Origin of the sequence: Rhodococcus cercidiphylli (genome assembly GCF_033042225.1) — a bacterium.
GTDB lineage: Bacteria > Actinomycetota > Actinomycetes > Mycobacteriales > Mycobacteriaceae > Rhodococcoides.
On sequence record NZ_JAWLKE010000001.1, the window covers coordinates 398,436 to 415,840 of the forward strand.

Below are 17,405 nucleotides of genomic sequence, written 5' to 3' on the forward strand. Positions count from 1 at the left end.
TTCCAGAGAGCACCGGCATCGACACGGGCGTGCAACGCACCACTCTGCCCGGCGGTCTTCGGGTCGTCACCGAGTTCGTGCCAGGCGTTCGCTCGGCCTCGGTCGGTGTGTGGGTCGGAGTCGGCTCGCGCGACGAGCAACCCAGTGTTGCCGGTGCAGCACACTTCCTCGAACATCTGCTGTTCAAATCGACGCCCACGCGTAGTGCGCTCGAGATCGCCCAGGTGATGGACGGTGTCGGGGGAGAGCTGAACGCGTTCACCTCGAAGGAGAGCACGTGCTTCTACGCGCACGTGCTCGACGAGGACGTGGCACTCGCGATTGATCTCGTCAGCGATGTGGTGCTTCGCGGCCGCTGCCGATCGGCAGATGTCGACGTCGAGCGCCAGGTGGTCCTCGAAGAGATCTCCATGCGCGACGACGATCCCGAGGATCTGCTGGGAGATGCCTTCCTGGAAGCCATGTTCGGTGATCATCCGATCGGGCGTCCGATCATCGGCTCCGTCGAATCCATCGAGTCGATGACCCGTGCGCAATTGCACTCGTTCCACGTTCGCCGCTACACGCCGCAGCGCATGGTGGTTGCTGTCGCGGGCAACGTCGATCACAAGCAGATTGTGTCGTTGGTGCGTCGCGCTTTCGCGGGCCATCTGGAAAAGGGTCTGCGGCCGGCCGAAAGGCGAAGCGGAACAGCGCGATTGCGCAATGCTCCCACGTTGAGCCTGACGACTCGTGACAGCGAGCAAGCGCACCTGTGCCTCGGCGTACGTGCGTTCGGTCGACACGAAGGGCATCGCTGGGCGTTGTCCGTGCTGAACTCGGCAGTGGGCGGCGGGCTCAGTTCTCGTCTGTTTCAGGAGATCAGGGAAGAGCGCGGACTGGCGTACTCGGTGTACTCCTCGGTGGACACGTTTGCCGACAGCGGTGCGTTCTCCGTCTACGCGGGTTGTCAGCCGGAGAACCTGGGCGAGGTGACGACGGTGATCAGGGAAGTGCTGGCCAAGGTCGCCTCCGAGGGCATCACCGACGCGGAGTGTGCGCGGGCCAAGGGTTCGTTGCGCGGCGGATTGGTTCTGGGACTCGAAGATTCGGGCTCTCGGATGAACCGGATCGGTCGTAGCGAACTGAACTACGGCAATCACCGCGACATCACCGATACGTTGGCGCGGATCGACAGTGTCGGCAACGACGAGGTACGTGAGGTCGCTGCCGTGTTGCTCGACCGTCCTTTCGGTGCCGCGGTGGTCGGACCCTACAAAAACGTTCGCCAGCTACCGGCGTCGGTCAAGTCTCTGGTTCGGTAGCGTCGGCGATCGCGTCGCTGTTTCCGTGCACGGAGGTCCACAGTCGCAGGGCGGTGAACTGTGGATTCTCCGGTGCGACGGTACCAACCGTGCTCTCGGCGTTGACGTGTATGCCGCTACGGTCGACAATGCAGCATGAACAGCGATGGGCGTACCGTCCTCGTCACCGGTGTGGGTCGACGCCGCGGTATCGGCTACGCCATCACCCGTAGGTTGCTGCAGGATGAGCGCGCCCGCGTCTTCGCGCAATCCTGCGATGCCTACGACGTGAGCGAGCCGTGGGGAGCAGGGACACCGGGGGCGGTGCAGGTGCTCGCCGAGTTGTCCACCGCGCCAGGCAGACTCGGGCATCTCGACATCGATCTCTCCGATCCCGAAGCACCTGCCGCCCTGTTCGATGCTGCCGAATCCAGGTTCGGAGCCGTCGACTCGTTGGTCATCAACCATGCGCGATCACAGCTGGGCGACCTGGGGTCTCTGACGGCAGAGAACCTCGACCTGACGTGGGCGGTGAACGTGCGCGCGTCCTTGCTTCTGGTGCAGGAATTTGCGGAACGGTACGTCGATCACCGCGACGGCGGACGCGTCGTGCTGTTCACGTCCGGGCAGGGTGAGGGGCCGATGCCGACCGAGATTCCCTACGCGGTGACCAAGGGCGCGATCGCCGCGATCACACCGACCTTGGCCGATTCGCTGATTGAACGGGGTATCACCGTCAACACGATCAATCCTGGTCCGACCGATACCGGTTGGGCGAGTGCCGATCTGGACGCGTTCGTCTTGCGCCACATGCCGCGGGGTCGGTGGAACTCTCCGGACGAGGCCGCGGCGGTCGTGGCGATGCTGCTCTCGACTGATTCGGGCTCGATCACCGGTCAGGTCATCGGTGCCGAAGGCGGATTCCGACGCTTCACGCCGTGACGCTTCGGTCAGAGCTTCTTCTTGCGCAGCAACAGTTTCCAGGGCACCAATGCCGACTCGAGCTGAACCGACAGGCTCATCTTGGATTCGCCCTCGCTGCGCTCCTCGAAGGTGATCGGCACTTCGGCGAGAGTGAGGCCGTGCTTGACGGTTCGGTAGTTCATCTCGACCTGGAATGCGTACCCGTTGCTCTCGACCGAGGCAACATCGATGGTGCGCAGGGTGCGCGCGTGCCACGCCTTGAATCCCGCTGTCGCATCCTTGACGCCGAGGCGCAGGATCGTGTTGACGTAGAAGTTCGCCCATGCGGACAGGGCCTTGCGGTGCCAGGGCCAATCGGCGGCGACCGCTCCGCCCGGTACGTATCGCGATCCGAGCACCACGGCCGCGTCGGTGGTGTTCAGTTTGTCGATCATCGCCGGGATCACCTCGGTGGGGTGCGACAGATCGGCGTCCATCTGAATGACGATGTCCGCACCCTCGTCGAGAGCCCTCGTCATGCCTGCGACGTATGCGCGTCCGAGCCCGTTCTTCACCGTGCGGTGCAGAACGCTGACCTCGATGGGGCCGTCGATGGCCAACTTGTCGGCGACGTCGCCGGTGCCGTCGGGCGAATTGTCGTCGACGACCAACACACCGAGCCCCTCCACCTGCAACCCCGCCAGCAGCTCGACGAGCTTGGGGAGGTTCTCACGTTCGTTGTACGTCGGTACAACGACGGTGGTCTTCGGGGCGACTCGTTCCGTACTCACCACCGTATGATCCGTGATTCGGGGTTCCGATCCAAATATCGGACACGACCGGCCGTGTCGGGTCGGCATCGTGGGTCGTTTTCGAGCGCCGGTCGACTCATGCCCGAGTCGCGTCGACGAATACGCCGTCGCGCAGAATCGGAACGCTCGAACTCGAATCGACCTCGGCTGCGATGTCCACGTCTTCCGGGTGTCCCATCCCGGCCAGTTCGCGACCGGAGCCGCATTGCCGCAGCTCCGAGCCCACGTCTCGCTCGACGGCTCGCCACGCGGCCGCGGCTGCGCGCGCCTCCGGGGAGACATCGGCAGCTCCGGCGTCGACGAGGGCAGCGATGACTGCACCGGCACCCCACAGGTCCTCGACGGCGGGCCGGAGGGATCCGTCCGGCCACTTTTCACCGCCCGCTATGACCGCTGTCACTGCATCTCGGTTCCTGGCACGTATCCACTGCGCTACGGCCGATGCGTTTCTGAGCGACGCTCCCACGCACAGCGGGGCCGTGCTCGCGAGCTCGTGGGCGATGGTGGATCCGTTCGGTGACGGGAGCACCAGCCGTGCCGGAGCAGGCACGGCCCGTACGGTCGCCGGGCACAAGCTGATCAGGCCCGGTGAGGCGGCCGACCGCCCCACTGCGAGCACCGCGTCGAACTGCTCGGCCAACTGCGTGGCCCGGTCGTCGCGCCACCGACTGGGGATGACGTCGATGGCTGCGTCCACAGCAACCGTGAGAGTGGTGGTGAAGGACAGGACGTCCACGACGACGGCGACGTCTGCGCCGTCGACGATGGCGTCGGCACCGCACAGACCCCAGTCGAAGCGGAGCCCGAAAGTGTTCTGGGACAGTACGGGGTCGGCCGGCATTGCGGAACGGTATCAACTCCGGTGCCGGTGATACCTTCGGCGCGGGATCGAGTGGGGGAGGAAGACATGCAGCTGGACCTGGACACCAAGGTGATCGTCCTCGTGGCCGGTCTCCTGCTGCTGTGGGCATTGGGATTGGGGGTGATCAAGTATCACCAGATGTCGACGTCGCCGGATGGCACTGCGCATCGTTATGTCGACATCGCCCATCGGGCAGCATTGATGTACTCGTTCGCAGCCCTGGTGCTCGCAGTGCTGGCGCAGTTCAGCGCCTGGTCGGTCACGGTGGATCTGATCGCCGCGTCGGTGGTGCTGGTGTTCTTCGTCGCAGCCGTCGCGAGCTACACCGTCCACGGATTTCGGCGAGACACCGAGAACCAGTTCGTCGATCCCGTCCCGGGGACGCACCTGTTCATGGTGTCGTTGATCGTCGCCGAAATCGGCGGTACAGCGGTGCTCGTGGCCGGGTTCGCGTGGGAGCAGTTCGGTCCGAGCTGAGACCTGGAGCTACCGGGGGTCCAGGTACAGCTCGGCGGTCTCGGTGGCGACCGCGGACACGGCAGCAGCAAGACCGGGCTCGAGGTCCAGCGCAGTGGCGAGACGTTCTCCGCGCAGCCCTTGCGTTCGGAGTAGGTCCCAGGCTTTTTCCACCAGGCGCACCGAGGTGGGGTGGTCCAACTCGGGACGGTTCGATCGCAGTGCGGTCGCAGCCCAATCCGCGTCGAAAGTCCCGTTGGGCGGACCGAACACACGCTCACCGGACGAATAGCTCTTCGGGTCCATACCCTCTGACGCTAGCAGGATCGGAGGTCGGTGCAATCGTGACCGAATCGCGTCGAGGCAGCACTACCGAACCGATCGGTTTCTTCAGTACGGTGAGGCGATGTACGACGGCCACCGCAGGGCTCCGGTCGCGCTCTCGGCCGTCGGATCACTGTTGCTCGGTTCGGCCGCGGGCTGTGCCGGCGCAGGGGGCAGCGGCCCGGTCGACGAGGTCTCGGCCGACACGAACTACACCACGGTCACGGGATCACTGGTCGTCGGTGATCCCATGTCCAATCCCAGGCCGACCGTCGAAGCGCTGCCGCCCGCGGTGACAGAGCTTTCTCCGATCCTCGATGGCGCGCGATTCCCAGGTGCGTCGCCGGTCGGTGTCACCGACGTGCTGGTGGAGGAGTTTTCGGTCGAGTTCGGGTTGGCAGGCAACGGCCCGGTGTCCTACACGGTGCGGTACGTCGACGAGGCCATTCGCTACGGCACCAGTGAACCGCTGGCAGTGCCGGGGAGATCGGTGTTGCAGGTGGACCTGTCGGGTACGTCGACGGACTCCGACGACACCTTCTCTTCGTATGCCGGGCCGGAACGGGTGCGAGGTGGTGCGGAATCTGCGATCGCCTCGGTCGATTTCCTGGCTGATCCCGACGGAATCTCGCAGGCTTTCGTCGGAGTTGCGGCCGATCGACCCGCGTTCACGGTGACCACCACCGAAGAACCTGCCGCGGTCGTCGTCACCGTCGAGAACTGACCGGCGCAGCAACCTCGAATGGACGTCGGCCGTGGCTGTTTCGATCCGTTTGCCGGGGACCGCGCGGTAGCATCGCGATGTGTCCGACGCCACAGCGGGAACGAGTCCATCCGGTCGTGTCCGCGTGCTCGTGTACAGCAGCAGCGCAGCGACCCGCGCCCAGGTGCGGTCTGCCGTCGGAACTCGACCGGATCCTGCACTCGGTGACATCGAGTACGTCGACATCGCCACGGCAGCCGTCGTCATCGAGCACATGGATGCAGGCGATGTCGCGTTGGCGATTCTCGACGGCGAGTCCTCACCTGTCGGCGGTCTGGGTCTGGCGAAGCAGTTGAAGGACGAGATCCTTCACTGCCCACCGGTGTTGGTACTCATCGGACGTCCGGACGATGCGTGGTTGGCCGAGTGGTCGCGCGCCGAGGCTGCTGTTCCGCACCCGCTGGATCCGATCCGGCTGGGTCGAGCAGTGGTCGATCTGCTGAAGCAGCACTCGGTACGCGTCGGTGCCCGGGTCTCTCGATCGCGCTAGATCAGACCGTTTTCTCCGATGCGGGCACCGTCAGCACGAACCGATGGATCACGCCGGCGACGACAGCTCCGAGTATGGGGAACACCACGAACACCCATAGCTGTGACAGGGCAGGTCCGCCGGCGAGGAGGGCCGGGCCGAAGGACCGAGCAGGGTTGACCGACGTCGAGTCGATTCCGATGCCCAGCAGGTGAACCACGGTCAGTGTCAGGCCGATCGGAATGCCGGCTGCCACGACGGGGTGAACGGTGGGGGCCGTGGTGGCCAGAACGACGAGGACGAGCAGGCCGGTCGCGATCGTCTCGAACACCGCGACCGACGCCAGCCCGTATCCTCCGGGCGAGGCGCTGCCGAATCCATTGGTGCCCAGACCGTCCGCCGCCATGTCGTATCCGGGACGGCCGGATGCGACGAACAGTACGATCAGCGCGCCGATCAGTGCACCGACGGCCTGAGCGACGATGTAGAACACAGCCTTGATCGGGGTGATGGCGCGAGCGATCAGGGCTCCGATCGTCACAGCCGGGTTGATGTGGCATCCCGAGATCGGTCCGATCGCATAGACCAGCGCGAGCAGCGTGAGGCCGAATGCCAGGGCGATGCCCGGGGTTCCGACGGTGTCGCCCGCGATCACGGCGGTGCCGACGCCGAAGATCACGAGCAGGGCAGTTCCCAGTCCCTCGGCGGCGAGCGCCGAGACGGAAATCGATTTCATCATTTCTCCTGTTCCATGTCGGCAGCCTGGTTCGGCCGGCCGAGATCGTCGGGAGGTTTGTCGTTTTCGTCGGTGCGGATCGCATGGGGCCGACAGGTGATCTGAGTCACACTGCATGGGGCGGACGAATTCGGGTGATCCATGCGCGTCAACGCTTTACGAAAACTGGACTCGTCGAAATCCCGCGAGATCGACACCGAACCCATACTGTGTGGTTCAGGTCACATTGGTACGGCCGTCGCATTTACTACGCGCCGGCGCGGTAGTCGATCGAGGGAGAAGATGCCGGGATGAACGCCTACGTTCCGATCCTCGTTCTCGGTGCCATTGCGGTCGTGTTCGCGGTGTTCTCGGTGATGGTCGGCACCATGGTGGGACCCGCGCGGTACAACCGAGCGAAGTTCGACGCGTACGAGTGCGGCATCGAGCCCACGATGCATGCGCCGACGGGACAACGATTTCCGGTGAAGTTCTACCTGACCGCGATGCTGTTCATCATCTTCGACATCGAGATCGTCTTCCTGTATCCGTGGGCCGTCCATCTCGATGTGCTGGGCGCGTTCGGACTGGTTGCCATGGCACTGTTCGTCGTCAACGTGTCGGTGGCCTACGTCTACGAGTGGCGGCGAGGCGGACTCGGATGGGACTGACGTCCAACCACTGATCGGCGACGGCACGATGCACGGTTCTCACCTCGAACGGATGCGGAAAGAGTGTGATCGATGGGACTCGAAGAGAAGCTACCCAGCGGATTTCTGCTGACCACCGTAGAGGGGTTGGCCGGATATGCCCGTAAGGGCTCGTTGTGGCCCGCGACCTTCGGTCTCGCGTGCTGCGCGATCGAGATGATGGCTACCACCTCCGGTCGGTTCGATCTCGCACGATTCGGCATGGAAGCGTTCCGTGCGTCTCCGCGCCAAGCGGACCTGATGATCGTGGCCGGCCGCGTCAGCCAAAAGATGGCACCTGTGCTGCGGCAGGTGTACGACCAGATGGCGGAACCGAAATGGGTTCTGGCCATGGGCGTCTGCGCGTCCTCGGGCGGAATGTTCAACAACTATGCGGTGGTGCAGGGTGTCGACCACATCGTTCCCGTCGACATTTACCTACCCGGTTGTCCGCCCCGACCCGAGATGCTGCTCAACGCAATCTTGGAGCTGCACAAAAAGATTCAGCAGATGCCGCTGGGTGTCAATCGCGAGCAGGTTCGCGCGGCCGCCGAGGCTGCGGCGTTGGCGTCCACCCCGACCATCGATCTGAAGGGGCTGCTGCGATGACGGCGGACGGGCCCCGCGGGATGTTCGGCGTCCGGGGGAGCGGTGACACCTCCGGCTACGGCCGGTTGCAGCCGCCGGTGGCATCGGTGGACACGGCTGTCCGGCCCTACGGCAGCTACTTCGACGCCGTGGTCGATCGATTGGCCGCGGTCCTCGACACCGGTGACGCGGCCGTACCCTTCGAGGACGCCGTCGAGCGTGCCGTGATCTTTCGCGACGAACTGACGCTGCATCTCTCGCGAGAACACGTGCCCGCCGTCGCCCGCGCTCTCCGTGACGACGAGGAACTGAGATTCGAATTGTGCACGGGGGCATCGGGTGTGCACTACCCGGATCAGGTCGGCCGGGAACTGCGCGCGGTCTACCATCTGGTGTCCATCACCCACGGACGCCGCCTGCGACTCGAAGTCGCTGTACCCGATGCGGATCCGCACACACCGTCGCTCTGCGCGGTCTATCCGACCAACGATTGGCACGAACGCGAGGTCTACGACTTCTTCGGCATCGTGTTCGACGGTCATCCCGCGCTGACGCGGATCGAGATGCCGGACGACTGGGTCGGGCACCCGCAACGCAAGGACTATCCCCTGGGCGGTATTCCCATCGAGTACAAGGGCGCTCGGGTCGCGCCTCCCAACGAGCGCAGGTCGTACAACTGATGAGCGCAACGGACGAAACAATCTATGCAGTGTCGGGCCAGGACTGGGACGACGTGGTCGAACTTGCGCGCGGGTCGACCACGGAACGCATCGTGGTCAACATGGGTCCGCAGCACCCGTCGACCCATGGTGTGCTGCGGTTGATTCTCGAGATCGAAGGCGAGACCGTGACCGAGGCCCGGTGTGGAATCGGTTACCTGCACACCGGTATCGAGAAGAATCTCGAGTATCGCAACTGGACTCAGGGCGTCACGTTCGTCACTCGGATGGACTATCTCTCGCCCTTCTTCAACGAGACCGCGTACTGCCTCGGGGTGGAGAAGCTGCTCGACATCACCGACGACATTCCCGAGCGAGCGACGGTGATCCGGGTGATGCTGATGGAGCTCAATCGGATCTCGTCGCACCTCGTGGCATTGGCCACGGGTGGAATGGAATTGGGTGCCGTGACGGCGATGCTGTTCGGCTTCCGGGAGCGCGAGCTGATTCTCGACGTCTTCGAGGCCATCACCGGACTTCGAATGAACCACGCCTACATCCGTCCCGGCGGCTTGTCTCAGGACCTGCCCGCCGATGCGATCGACAAGGTTCGCGAGTTGCTGCGGGTTCTTCCCGGACGGCTACGCGATCTCGAACTCATGCTCAACGACAACCCGATCTGGAAGGCCAGAACCGAGAACGTCGGCTACCTGGACCTCACCGGATGCATGGCCCTCGGCGTCACCGGGCCGGTGCTCCGATCGACCGGACTGCCCTACGATCTGCGCCGGTCCGACCCCTACTGCGGGTACGAGAACTACGAGTTCGATGTCGTCACCGACACCGGATGCGACTGCTACGGGCGCTATCTGATTCGCGTCGAAGAGATGAAGGAATCGCTCAAGATCGTCGAGCAGACTCTCGATCGTCTTCGGCCCGGACCGGTGGTCATCGACGACAAGAAGATCGCCTGGCCGGCCGAACTCGTCTCCGGACCCGATGGTCTCGGCAATTCTCAGGACCACGTGCGCACCATCATGGACACCTCGATGGAGTCGTTGATCCACCACTTCAAATTGGTGACCGAGGGCATGCGTGTGCCGGCGGGCCAAGTGCTGTCCACGGTGGAATCGCCGCGAGGCGAACTGGGTGTGCACATCGTCAGTGACGGTGGAACTCGGCCGTACCGAGTGCATTTCAGAGACCCCTCGTTCACCAACCTGCAGGCGGTTGCCGCGATGTGCGAGGGCGGCATGATCTCCGATGTCATCGCTGCCGTTGCCAGTATCGATCCGGTGATGGGCGGGGTGGACCGATGACCACGCCACGCTCGGAGCCGGTGCTCGTCCAACTCGGAGCTCGCCCCGAGGAAGCAGTACAGCTGTTCGGCCCCGACGCCCGTGCGTCCTATCCCGCCGACGTGCGTGCTCGCCTGCGCGCCGACGCCGAGATCATCCTGAGTCGTTATCCTCAGGCCCGATCGGCGTTGCTACCGCTGCTGCACCTGGTGCAATCCGAGGACGGATATCTCACGCCGGCCGGAATCGAATTCTGTTCGGACGTACTCGATCTCACCGGAGCAGAGGTCACCGCGGTCGCGACCTTCTACTCGATGTACCGCCGCGAGCCCACCGGAAACTATCGAGTCGGAGTGTGCACCAACACCCTGTGCGCCGTCATGGGCGGCGACGCCATCATGGACGCGCTGCGGGATCACCTCGATATCGACCACGGCGAGACCACCGCCGACGGTGCGATCACCCTCGAGCACATCGAGTGCAACGCCGCGTGCGACTTCGCACCGGTGATGATGGTCAACTGGGAGTTCTTCGACAACAGAACTCCGGCGTCGGCACGGGAACTGGTCGATGCGCTTCGATCCGGTGCGCAGGTGACCCCGACCCGCGGCGCTCCGCTGTGCACGTTCCGCGAGACCGAGCGAATTCTTGCCGGGTTCGCCGACGATCGGCCGGGTGCACTCGAATCCTCCGGCAGCGCAGGCGAAGCCAGTCTCGCGGGTCTGCGGTACGCCCGTGAGCACTCGATGACGGCTCCCCGGGCCGTCACCGGCTCTTCGGACGATCATCCCGATCTCGGTGCCGAAGCAGTGGCGCAAACGGTGCGCGAGAAACCGGCTCCGGCTCCTTCGGCGACCGTTCCACCGCAGCCGACGAACACCACCGAAACCGATCCACCGACGAAGGGGAAATGACATGGCCCTGACACCGGTGTTGAGCGAGTTCTGGGGCGAGAAGGACTCGTGGACACTCGACACCTACCGCAGTCACGACGGCTATCGGGGGCTCGAGAAGGCCCTCGCCATGGACCCCGACGATCTCATCGCGTTCGTCAAGGACTCCGGCCTGCGCGGCCGTGGCGGTGCGGGATTCCCCACCGGAACGAAGTGGAGCTTCATTCCACAGGGTGACGGGAAAGCTCACTATCTGGTGGTCAACGCCGACGAGTCGGAGCCGGGCACCTGCAAGGACATGCCCTTGATGATGGCGAGCCCGCACACGTTGATCGAAGGAATCATCATCGCGGCCTACGCAATACGTGCATCGCACGCATTCGTCTACGTTCGCGGCGAAGTGGTACCGGTGCTGCGCAGACTGCAGGCCGCAGTTGCCGAGGCCTACGCCGCCGGCTACCTGGGCAAGAACCTCCTCGGATCGGGGTTCGACCTCGAGCTGGTGATCCATGCCGGGGCCGGGGCCTACATCTGCGGCGAGGAGACGGCGCTGCTCGACTCGCTCGAAGGGCGACGAGGTCAACCCCGACTGCGTCCACCGTTCCCCGCGGTGGCAGGCCTGTACGCGCGGCCGACGGTCGTCAACAACGTCGAATCCATCGCCAGCGTCCCGGTGATCCTGAGCAAGGGCATCGAATGGTTCCGGTCGATGGGAAGCGAGAAATCACCCGGGTTCACCCTCTACTCGATCTCCGGCCACGTGTGTCGGCCCGGCCAGTACGAGGCCCCGCTGGGCATCACTCTGCGGGAACTGCTGGACTACGCGGGCGGTATCCGGCCCGGTCACGAGCTCAAGTTCTGGACACCGGGAGGATCGTCGACACCGATGTTCACCGGCGAACACCTGGACGTGCCGCTCGACTACGAGGGCGTCGGTGCCGCCGGATCGATGTTGGGTACCAAGGCCTTGCAGATCTTCGACGACACGACCTGCGTCGTGCGAGCAGTGTTGCGATGGACGGAGTTCTACGCACACGAATCCTGCGGCAAATGCACGCCGTGCCGAGAAGGAACCTACTGGCTGGTGCAGATACTGCGCCGCCTCGACGGCGGAACCGGTACCGAAGCCGACCTCACGACAGTGCTCGACATCGCGGACGGCATCGCCGGAAAATCGTTCTGCGCGTTGGGAGACGGAGCCGCAAGCCCGATCGTGTCCTCGCTGAAGTACTTCCGCGACGAATACATCCGACACGTCACCGAACAGGCATGCCCATTCGATCCACACCGATCGACCCTGATGGCAGAGGAGCTGACGTCATGACGGCAGCAGCACACGGTCGTTCCGCAGGCTCCACTCCTGCCCCCGACCAGTCGGTCACTCCGGTCGAAATGGTGACACTGACCATCGACGACCACGAGATCAGTGTTCCCAAGGGCACGTTGGTGATTCGCGCCGCCGAGCTGATGGGCGTGCAGATTCCGCGCTTCTGCGATCACCCGCTGCTCGATCCGGTGGGGGCGTGCCGGCAATGCCTGGTCGACGTCGAAGGGCAGCGCAAGCCGTTGGCGTCCTGCACCACGACAGTGGCCGAGGGCATGATCGTGCGCACCCAAGTGACATCGGAGTCGGCGGAGAAGGCGCAACGGGGCGTCATGGAGCTGCTGCTGATCAACCATCCGCTCGATTGCCCGGTGTGTGACAAGGGCGGTGAGTGTCCGCTGCAGAACCAGGCGATGGCTGCGGGCCGGGCCGAGTCCAGGTTCGTCGAGACCAAACGCACGTACCCCAAGCCGATTCCGCTGTCGGCCGAGGTGTTGCTGGACCGCGAACGATGCGTCCTGTGTGCGCGATGCACTCGCTTCGCAGCTCAAGTGGCCGGCGATCCGTCCATCGAGCTACTCGAACGTGGTGCGATTCAACAGGTGGGGATCTTCGGCGACGAGCCGTTCGACTCCTACTTCTCGGGCAACACCGTGCAGATCTGTCCGGTGGGTGCGCTGACCAACACCGAGTATCGGTTCCGGGCGCGCCCGTACGACCTCACCTCGTCGCCGAGCGTGTGCGAGCACTGCGCAGGGGGCTGTGCTCAACGCACGGACCATCGACGCGGCAAGGTCCTGCGACGGCTGGCCGGTGACGATCCCCAGGTCAACGAGGAATGGAACTGCGACAAGGGCCGGTGGGCATTCAAGTACGCCACCGAACCCGACCGCATCACCTCGCCGATGATCCGCGACGAATCCGGGGAGTTGATCGAAACGTCGTGGTCGGCTGCATTGGCGGCTGCGGCAACGGGATTAGCCGGGTCGGTCGGACGTGCCGCGGTACTCGTGGGCGGACGATCGACTCTCGAAGACTCCTACGCCTATGCCAAGTTCGCCCGAAAAGTTCTGGCCACCAACGACATCGACTTCCGCAATCGGGATCACAGCGCCGAGGAAGCAAGTTTCCTGGCCGGTCGTATCGCGGCGACCGGGTTGGGGGTCACCTACTCCGATCTCGAGAACGCCCCCGTGGTGCTACTGGTCGGCTTCGAGCCCGAGGAAGAGTCACCCCTGGTGTTCCTGAGGCTACGTAAGGCGCACCGCGCGAGCGCAGTGGTGGTGGCATCGATCGCGCCGTTCTCCACCCGGGGCCTACGCAAGCTGGACGGCGTCCTGCTGCAGTCGATTCCCGGCGAGGAGCCGGGCTGGCTCGATGCGTTGCACGTCGGCGATCGCGGCACCGAATCGATTGCACACCTCCTCCGGGAGCCCGGTGCGATCGTCCTCGTGGGCGAGCGGCTCGGCTGCGTTCCCGGTGGTCTGGCGGCGGTATCGAAACTGGCGGACGACACCGGCGCGAGCCTGGCCTGGATTCCTCGACGCGCCGGCGAACGCGGTGCGCTCGACGCAGGGGCGCTGCCGAACGTCCTGCCCGGCGGGCGTCCTGTTGCCGATGCGGCTGCGAGCGCCGAGGTGGCCGCGGTGTGGGGAGTGCCCGAGTTGCCGGCGGAGGTGGGCCGCGACACGGCGGCGATCCTGGCCGACGCAGGACCGGATCGCGCTCTGGTCACTGCGGGAATCGATCTCGACGATCTGCCGGACCCCCAGGAGGCACTCGACGCATTGGACCGATCGGCGTTCGTGGTGAGCCTCGAACTGCGCCACAGCGCGGTCACCGAGCGGGCCGACGTGGTGTTCCCAGTGGCACCGGTGGTCGACAAGTCGGGAACTTTCGTCGACTGGGAAGGCCGACCCCGTACGTTCGACACTGCACTCGGTGCAGGCGCGGTGATGCCGGATCAACGCATCCTCGACGCCATCGCCGCGCAGATGGGCGTCGAACTGGCCGTGCCCGACGCGGCGGCGGCACGCGCCGAGTTGGCTCGCCTCGGTGTGTGGAACGGCCCGCGCACCGCGGTGGCCCGGGTGGCACCCCACGCGGACGTTCCGACCCTCGGTCCGGGACAGACGATTCTGGCCACGTGGCGGATGCTCATCGATGCGGGACGAATGCAGGACGGGGAGGACAATCTCGCCGCGACCGGTCGCGCACCTACCGTTCGGCTGTCGGCGGCAACGGCCTCGGCCATCGGAGCCGAGACCGGCGATCTGGTGAGTGTTGCGACGGACCGTGGCTCGATCACGTTGCCGCTGACGATCACCGATCTGCCCGACACCGTGGTGTGGATACCGATGAACTCGCCCGGTTCGACGGTGTATCGCTCGCTGGGTGTTCGGTCCGGCGCAGTGGTGAGTATCCGTCGCAGTTCTGCGGAACGACCCCAAGGTAGGCAGTCATGATCGTGGCCGCGCCGACCGATCTGTCGATGTTCGGCAACGATCCGTGGTGGTTGGTTGTCGGTAAAGCCCTGGCGGTCTTCGTCTTCCTGGTGCTGACGCCGCTGGTCGCGATCTACGCCGAACGCAAGATCATGGCGTGGATGCAGATGCGGGTGGGGCCCAACCGGGTGGGCCCGTGGGGTCTGTTGCAGTCGCTGATGGACGGGATCAAGCTGGCGTTGAAGGAGGGGATCACTCCGACCGGCGTCGACAAGCCGATCTACGTTCTGGCTCCGATCATTTCGGTGGTTCCTGCGTTCATGGCCTTCGCGGTGATTCCGTTCGGTCCCGAGGTGTCGGTGTTCGGTACGACGACGCCGCTGCAGATGACCGACCTGCCGGTGGGTGTTCTGTACATTCTCGCGGTCACGTCGGTGGGTGTGTACGGGATCGTGTTGGCGGGGTGGGCGTCGGGTTCGACCTATCCGCTGCTCGGTGCGCTGCGTTCGACGGCGCAGGTGATTTCCTACGAGGTCGCGATGGGCCTGTCGTTCGCGGCGGTCTTCCTGTACGCCGGGACCATGTCGACTTCCGGAATCGTTGCTGCGCAACAGAACACCTGGTACATCTTCCTGCTTCTGCCGTCGTTCCTGGTGTACGTGACGGCGATGGTCGGCGAGACCAACCGCGCTCCGTTCGATCTGCCCGAGGCGGAGGGTGAGTTGGTGGGCGGATTCCACACCGAGTACTCGTCTCTTCGTTTCGCCATGTTCATGCTCGCCGAGTACATCAACATGGTCACCGTCTCGGCGCTCGCGACCACGCTGTTCCTCGGCGGCTGGCAGGCGCCGATTCCGTTGAGTTTGTGGAGCGGTGCCAATTCGGGGTGGTGGCCGGTGCTGTGGTTCACCCTCAAGGTCTGGGTGTTCCTGTTCGTGTTCATCTGGCTGCGTTCGACGCTGCCGAGGCTGCGCTACGACCAGTTCATGAGCTTCGGCTGGAAGATTCTCATTCCCGTTGCGCTGATCTGGGTGATGGTGATCGCGACGGTGCGGGTACTCGGGGCCGATCGTTACGACGTACCGCTGGTCACGTTCGTCGTGTCGATGATCTTCGCGGTGGCCGTCCTGGGTTCACTGCTGCTGATGGTGCGCAGGCGTGCGCGGGAGCGGAACGTGCCGCCTGGTGTGCCCGTTGCCGAGTTCGACGCTGTGGCAGGCGGATTCCCGATACCTCCCATTCCCACCCAGGGCTCGACTTTCCCGAGCCGGCACGCCGGTGTGCGCTCATCCGCCGCCAGGTCACCGAAGGAGAACGCCGATGCCTGAATTTCTCGGTCCCATAGCCGGTTTCGGAGTCACCTTCGCGACGATGTTCAAGAAGGCCGAGACGGAGTTGTATCCGGAGGAGAAGAAGCCGACGGAGGTTCGCTACCACGGTCGTCATCAACTCAATCGGTACGCCGACGGTCTCGAGAAGTGCATCGGTTGCGAACTGTGCGCGTGGGCCTGCCCGGCCGACGCCATCTATGTCGAAGGAGCCGACAACACCGAGACCGAGAGGTTCTCTCCGGGTGAGCGCTACGGCGCGGTCTATCAGATCAATTACCTGCGGTGCATCGGGTGTGGATTGTGTGTGGAGGCCTGCCCGACCAGGGCTCTCACGATGACCAACGAGTACGAACTCGCCGGTGACAACCGAGCCGATCTGATCTACGAGAAGGACTCCCTGCTGGCTCCGCTCGAGCCGGACATGGTGGCCCCGCCGCACGCGATGGCTCCGGGCCGTTCGGCGGAGGACTACTACCGCGGCATCGTCACCGGCGACGAGAAAACAAACGAAACCGAGGGCGGTCCGGTTCGATGACTGCCATCGCTCAGCTCGCCCTCGAGGCCACGTCCACCGGTGAGGCAGTGCAGTTCTGGACCCTCGGCGTCGTAGCCGTCATCGGTGCACTCGGCGTGGTGATGAGTACCAAAGCCGTCTACTCGGCATTGTTCCTCGCTGCAACGATGGTGGTGCTGGCGACCTTCTACATGGCGCAGGGGGCGTTGTTCCTCGGTGTCGTGCAGATCGTCGTCTACACCGGCGCGGTCATGATGCTGTTCCTGTTCGTGCTGATGCTCGTCGGAGTCGACACCTCGGAGTCGCTGACCGAAACCCTGCGCGGGCACCGCATCGCGGCCGTCGTCATCGGAATCGGTTTCGGGCTGTTGATCATCGGGGTGCTGCTGCGCGATTCGGTCCGGAACGGTCGGCTCGACTTCGCCGGTCTCGACGCCGTCAACTCCACCGGAAACGTCGAGGGCCTGGCCGAGCTGATCTTCGTCGAGTACGTGTGGGCGTTCGAGTTGACCGGGGCACTGCTGATCACTGCCACCATCGGGGCGATGATTCTGGCGCACCGGGAAGCTCTGGGACCGGTCAAGGGTCAGCGAGAAATGGCCCGCGGCCGATTTCGCGATGGTTCGAGGGTGACACCGCTGCCGAGTCCAGGGGTGTACGCCCGCCACAACGGGGTGGATCGCCGCGCTCTGCTGCCCGACGGAACCGAATCCGAGTCCTCCGTCAACGCCATGTTCGCCGATCCTCGGATCGAGCGTGACGAGCGATGAATCCGGAGAACTATCTCTACCTGTCCGTTCTGCTGTTCACGATCGGCGCGGCAGGCGTCATCGTCAGGCGCAACGCCATCATCGTGTTCATGTGCATCGAATTGATGCTCAACGCAGTCAATCTCGCGTTCGTGACGTTCTCCCGCATGCACGGCAATCTCGACGGGCAGTTGTTCGCGTTCTTCACCATGGTGGTCGCCGCTGCCGAGGTGGTGGTGGGCCTGGCCATCATCATGGCCATCTTCCGTTCTCGGCGTTCTATCTCCATGGACGAGAATTCACTGATGAAGAACTGACGGGGGAACAAC

General features: G+C 64.5%; 21 protein-coding genes. 16 read left to right on the forward strand and 5 right to left on the reverse strand.

The features are described 5' to 3' along the window. The first annotated feature begins 17 nt into the window (after nt 1–17). Entirely contained in the window at nt 18–1,304 is a 1,287-nt protein-coding gene (locus tag R3P95_RS01915; RefSeq protein WP_068050751.1) for a M16 family metallopeptidase, read from the forward strand. A gap of 135 nt (nt 1,305–1,439) precedes the next feature. Then, nucleotides 1,440–2,225 (forward strand): SDR family oxidoreductase, encoded by a 786-nt coding sequence (locus tag R3P95_RS01920; protein ID WP_317547203.1) that lies wholly within the window; start codon nt 1,440–1,442, stop codon nt 2,223–2,225. Between the two features lie 8 nt (nt 2,226–2,233). Here the strand turns inward: R3P95_RS01920 and R3P95_RS01925 are convergent, their stop codons facing one another. Both R3P95_RS01925 and R3P95_RS01930 read right to left on the reverse strand, forming a co-directional pair. Beyond that, nucleotides 2,234–2,977, reverse strand: a complete 744-nt coding sequence (locus tag R3P95_RS01925; RefSeq protein ID WP_149405954.1) for a polyprenol monophosphomannose synthase — start codon at nt 2,975–2,977, stop codon at nt 2,234–2,236. Nucleotides 2,978–3,074: 97 nt separating this feature from the next. Further along, nucleotides 3,075–3,839 carry a 2-phosphosulfolactate phosphatase gene (locus R3P95_RS01930; protein ID WP_317547204.1) on the reverse strand — a complete coding sequence of 255 codons (765 nt, stop codon included), beginning with the start codon at nt 3,837–3,839 and terminating at the stop codon, nt 3,075–3,077. 66 nt (nt 3,840–3,905) lie between these two features. Here R3P95_RS01930 and R3P95_RS01935 point away from each other — a divergent pair, with 66 nt between their 5' ends. Continuing rightward, nucleotides 3,906–4,337, forward strand: a complete 432-nt coding sequence (locus tag R3P95_RS01935; RefSeq protein ID WP_068050748.1) for a hypothetical protein — start codon at nt 3,906–3,908, stop codon at nt 4,335–4,337. 9 nt (nt 4,338–4,346) lie between these two features. Here the strand turns inward: R3P95_RS01935 and R3P95_RS01940 are convergent, their stop codons facing one another. Beyond that, nucleotides 4,347–4,622, reverse strand: coding sequence for a hypothetical protein (locus R3P95_RS01940; RefSeq protein ID WP_317547205.1), 276 nt, complete (start codon nt 4,620–4,622; stop codon nt 4,347–4,349). A gap of 100 nt (nt 4,623–4,722) precedes the next feature. On the opposite strand from R3P95_RS01940, the gene R3P95_RS01945 reads away from it, so the two are divergent. Then, nucleotides 4,723–5,364, forward strand: coding sequence for an AMIN-like domain-containing (lipo)protein (locus R3P95_RS01945; protein ID WP_317547206.1), 642 nt, complete (start codon nt 4,723–4,725; stop codon nt 5,362–5,364). Between the two features lie 79 nt (nt 5,365–5,443). Continuing rightward, entirely contained in the window at nt 5,444–5,893 is a 450-nt protein-coding gene (locus tag R3P95_RS01950) for a hypothetical protein (protein ID WP_317547207.1), read from the forward strand. Between the two features lies 1 nt (nt 5,894). On the opposite strand, the gene R3P95_RS01955 is transcribed toward R3P95_RS01950, so the two are convergent. Together R3P95_RS01955 and R3P95_RS01960 are read right to left on the reverse strand one after the other, a co-directional pair. Next, nucleotides 5,895–6,608 (reverse strand): aquaporin, encoded by a 714-nt coding sequence (locus R3P95_RS01955; RefSeq protein ID WP_317547208.1) that lies wholly within the window; start codon nt 6,606–6,608, stop codon nt 5,895–5,897. After that, nucleotides 6,608–6,805, reverse strand: coding sequence for a hypothetical protein (locus R3P95_RS01960; protein WP_149405948.1), 198 nt, complete (start codon nt 6,803–6,805; stop codon nt 6,608–6,610). Before R3P95_RS01960 ends, R3P95_RS01955 begins: the two co-directional genes overlap by 1 nt. A gap of 93 nt (nt 6,806–6,898) precedes the next feature. Here R3P95_RS01960 and R3P95_RS01965 point away from each other — a divergent pair, with 93 nt between their 5' ends. The 11 genes from R3P95_RS01965 to nuoK all read left to right on the forward strand — a co-directional run bounded on the left by R3P95_RS01965 (nt 6,899) and on the right by nuoK (nt 17,393). Next, nucleotides 6,899–7,258, forward strand: coding sequence for an NADH-quinone oxidoreductase subunit A (locus R3P95_RS01965; RefSeq protein ID WP_032397854.1), 360 nt, complete (start codon nt 6,899–6,901; stop codon nt 7,256–7,258). 72 nt (nt 7,259–7,330) lie between these two features. Next, a complete protein-coding gene (locus tag R3P95_RS01970; protein ID WP_068050739.1) occupies nt 7,331–7,885 on the forward strand; it encodes a NuoB/complex I 20 kDa subunit family protein in 555 nt (184 codons plus the stop codon). Beyond that, entirely contained in the window at nt 7,882–8,544 is a 663-nt protein-coding gene (locus tag R3P95_RS01975; RefSeq protein ID WP_149405947.1) for an NADH-quinone oxidoreductase subunit C, read from the forward strand. Before R3P95_RS01970 ends, R3P95_RS01975 begins: the two co-directional genes overlap by 4 nt. Beyond that, a complete protein-coding gene (nuoD, locus tag R3P95_RS01980; RefSeq protein WP_068050737.1) occupies nt 8,544–9,842 on the forward strand; it encodes an NADH dehydrogenase (quinone) subunit D in 1,299 nt (432 codons plus the stop codon). Before R3P95_RS01975 ends, nuoD begins: the two co-directional genes overlap by 1 nt. Next, nucleotides 9,839–10,735, forward strand: a complete 897-nt coding sequence (gene nuoE / locus R3P95_RS01985) for an NADH-quinone oxidoreductase subunit NuoE (protein WP_149405946.1) — start codon at nt 9,839–9,841, stop codon at nt 10,733–10,735. Before nuoD ends, nuoE begins: the two co-directional genes overlap by 4 nt. Before the next feature lies 1 nt (nt 10,736). After that, on the forward strand, nt 10,737–12,038 hold the full coding sequence (gene nuoF / locus R3P95_RS01990) for an NADH-quinone oxidoreductase subunit NuoF (protein WP_149405945.1): 1,302 nt from the start codon (nt 10,737–10,739) through the stop codon (nt 12,036–12,038). Further along, the gene (locus R3P95_RS01995) at nt 12,035–14,503 is read left to right on the forward strand and encodes an NADH-quinone oxidoreductase subunit G (RefSeq protein ID WP_317532407.1); all 2,469 of its coding nucleotides are present in this window, start codon (nt 12,035–12,037) and stop codon (nt 14,501–14,503) included. Before nuoF ends, R3P95_RS01995 begins: the two co-directional genes overlap by 4 nt. After that, nucleotides 14,500–15,810 carry an NADH-quinone oxidoreductase subunit NuoH gene (gene nuoH, locus R3P95_RS02000; RefSeq protein ID WP_317532408.1) on the forward strand — a complete coding sequence of 437 codons (1,311 nt, stop codon included), beginning with the start codon at nt 14,500–14,502 and terminating at the stop codon, nt 15,808–15,810. The genes R3P95_RS01995 and nuoH overlap by 4 nt, the downstream gene beginning before the upstream one ends. Then, nucleotides 15,803–16,348 carry an NADH-quinone oxidoreductase subunit NuoI gene (gene nuoI, locus R3P95_RS02005; RefSeq protein ID WP_149405942.1) on the forward strand — a complete coding sequence of 182 codons (546 nt, stop codon included), beginning with the start codon at nt 15,803–15,805 and terminating at the stop codon, nt 16,346–16,348. Before nuoH ends, nuoI begins: the two co-directional genes overlap by 8 nt. Beyond that, nucleotides 16,345–17,097, forward strand: coding sequence for an NADH-quinone oxidoreductase subunit J (locus R3P95_RS02010; RefSeq protein WP_317532409.1), 753 nt, complete (start codon nt 16,345–16,347; stop codon nt 17,095–17,097). Before nuoI ends, R3P95_RS02010 begins: the two co-directional genes overlap by 4 nt. After that, entirely contained in the window at nt 17,094–17,393 is a 300-nt protein-coding gene (gene nuoK, locus R3P95_RS02015) for an NADH-quinone oxidoreductase subunit NuoK (protein ID WP_008717020.1), read from the forward strand. Before R3P95_RS02010 ends, nuoK begins: the two co-directional genes overlap by 4 nt. The last annotated feature ends 12 nt before the right edge of the window (nt 17,394–17,405 follow it).

Excerpts from the sequence above, each read along its gene's own strand:
- R3P95_RS01940 (WP_317547205.1), bottom strand. The coding sequence starts at position 4,622 with ATGGACCCGAAGAGCTATTCGTCCGGTGAGCGTGTGTTCGGTCCGCCC.
- R3P95_RS01965 (WP_032397854.1), top strand. The coding sequence starts at position 6,899 with ATGAACGCCTACGTTCCGATCCTCGTTCTCGGTGCCATTGCGGTCGTG.
- nuoD (WP_068050737.1), top strand. The coding sequence starts at position 8,544 with ATGAGCGCAACGGACGAAACAATCTATGCAGTGTCGGGCCAGGACTGG.
- nuoE (WP_149405946.1), top strand. The coding sequence starts at position 9,839 with ATGACCACGCCACGCTCGGAGCCGGTGCTCGTCCAACTCGGAGCTCGC.
- R3P95_RS01970 (WP_068050739.1), top strand. The coding sequence starts at position 7,331 with ATGGGACTCGAAGAGAAGCTACCCAGCGGATTTCTGCTGACCACCGTA.
- R3P95_RS01920 (WP_317547203.1), top strand. The coding sequence starts at position 1,440 with ATGAACAGCGATGGGCGTACCGTCCTCGTCACCGGTGTGGGTCGACGC.
- R3P95_RS02010 (WP_317532409.1), top strand. The coding sequence starts at position 16,345 with ATGACTGCCATCGCTCAGCTCGCCCTCGAGGCCACGTCCACCGGTGAG.
- R3P95_RS01930 (WP_317547204.1), bottom strand. The coding sequence starts at position 3,839 with ATGCCGGCCGACCCCGTACTGTCCCAGAACACTTTCGGGCTCCGCTTC.
- nuoF (WP_149405945.1), top strand. The coding sequence starts at position 10,737 with ATGGCCCTGACACCGGTGTTGAGCGAGTTCTGGGGCGAGAAGGACTCG.
- R3P95_RS01975 (WP_149405947.1), top strand. The coding sequence starts at position 7,882 with ATGACGGCGGACGGGCCCCGCGGGATGTTCGGCGTCCGGGGGAGCGGT.
- nuoI (WP_149405942.1), top strand. The coding sequence starts at position 15,803 with ATGCCTGAATTTCTCGGTCCCATAGCCGGTTTCGGAGTCACCTTCGCG.
- R3P95_RS01935 (WP_068050748.1), top strand. The coding sequence starts at position 3,906 with ATGCAGCTGGACCTGGACACCAAGGTGATCGTCCTCGTGGCCGGTCTC.
- nuoH (WP_317532408.1), top strand. The coding sequence starts at position 14,500 with ATGATCGTGGCCGCGCCGACCGATCTGTCGATGTTCGGCAACGATCCG.
- R3P95_RS01955 (WP_317547208.1), bottom strand. The coding sequence starts at position 6,608 with ATGAAATCGATTTCCGTCTCGGCGCTCGCCGCCGAGGGACTGGGAACT.
- R3P95_RS01995 (WP_317532407.1), top strand. The coding sequence starts at position 12,035 with ATGACGGCAGCAGCACACGGTCGTTCCGCAGGCTCCACTCCTGCCCCC.
- nuoK (WP_008717020.1), top strand. The coding sequence starts at position 17,094 with ATGAATCCGGAGAACTATCTCTACCTGTCCGTTCTGCTGTTCACGATC.
- R3P95_RS01945 (WP_317547206.1), top strand. The coding sequence starts at position 4,723 with ATGTACGACGGCCACCGCAGGGCTCCGGTCGCGCTCTCGGCCGTCGGA.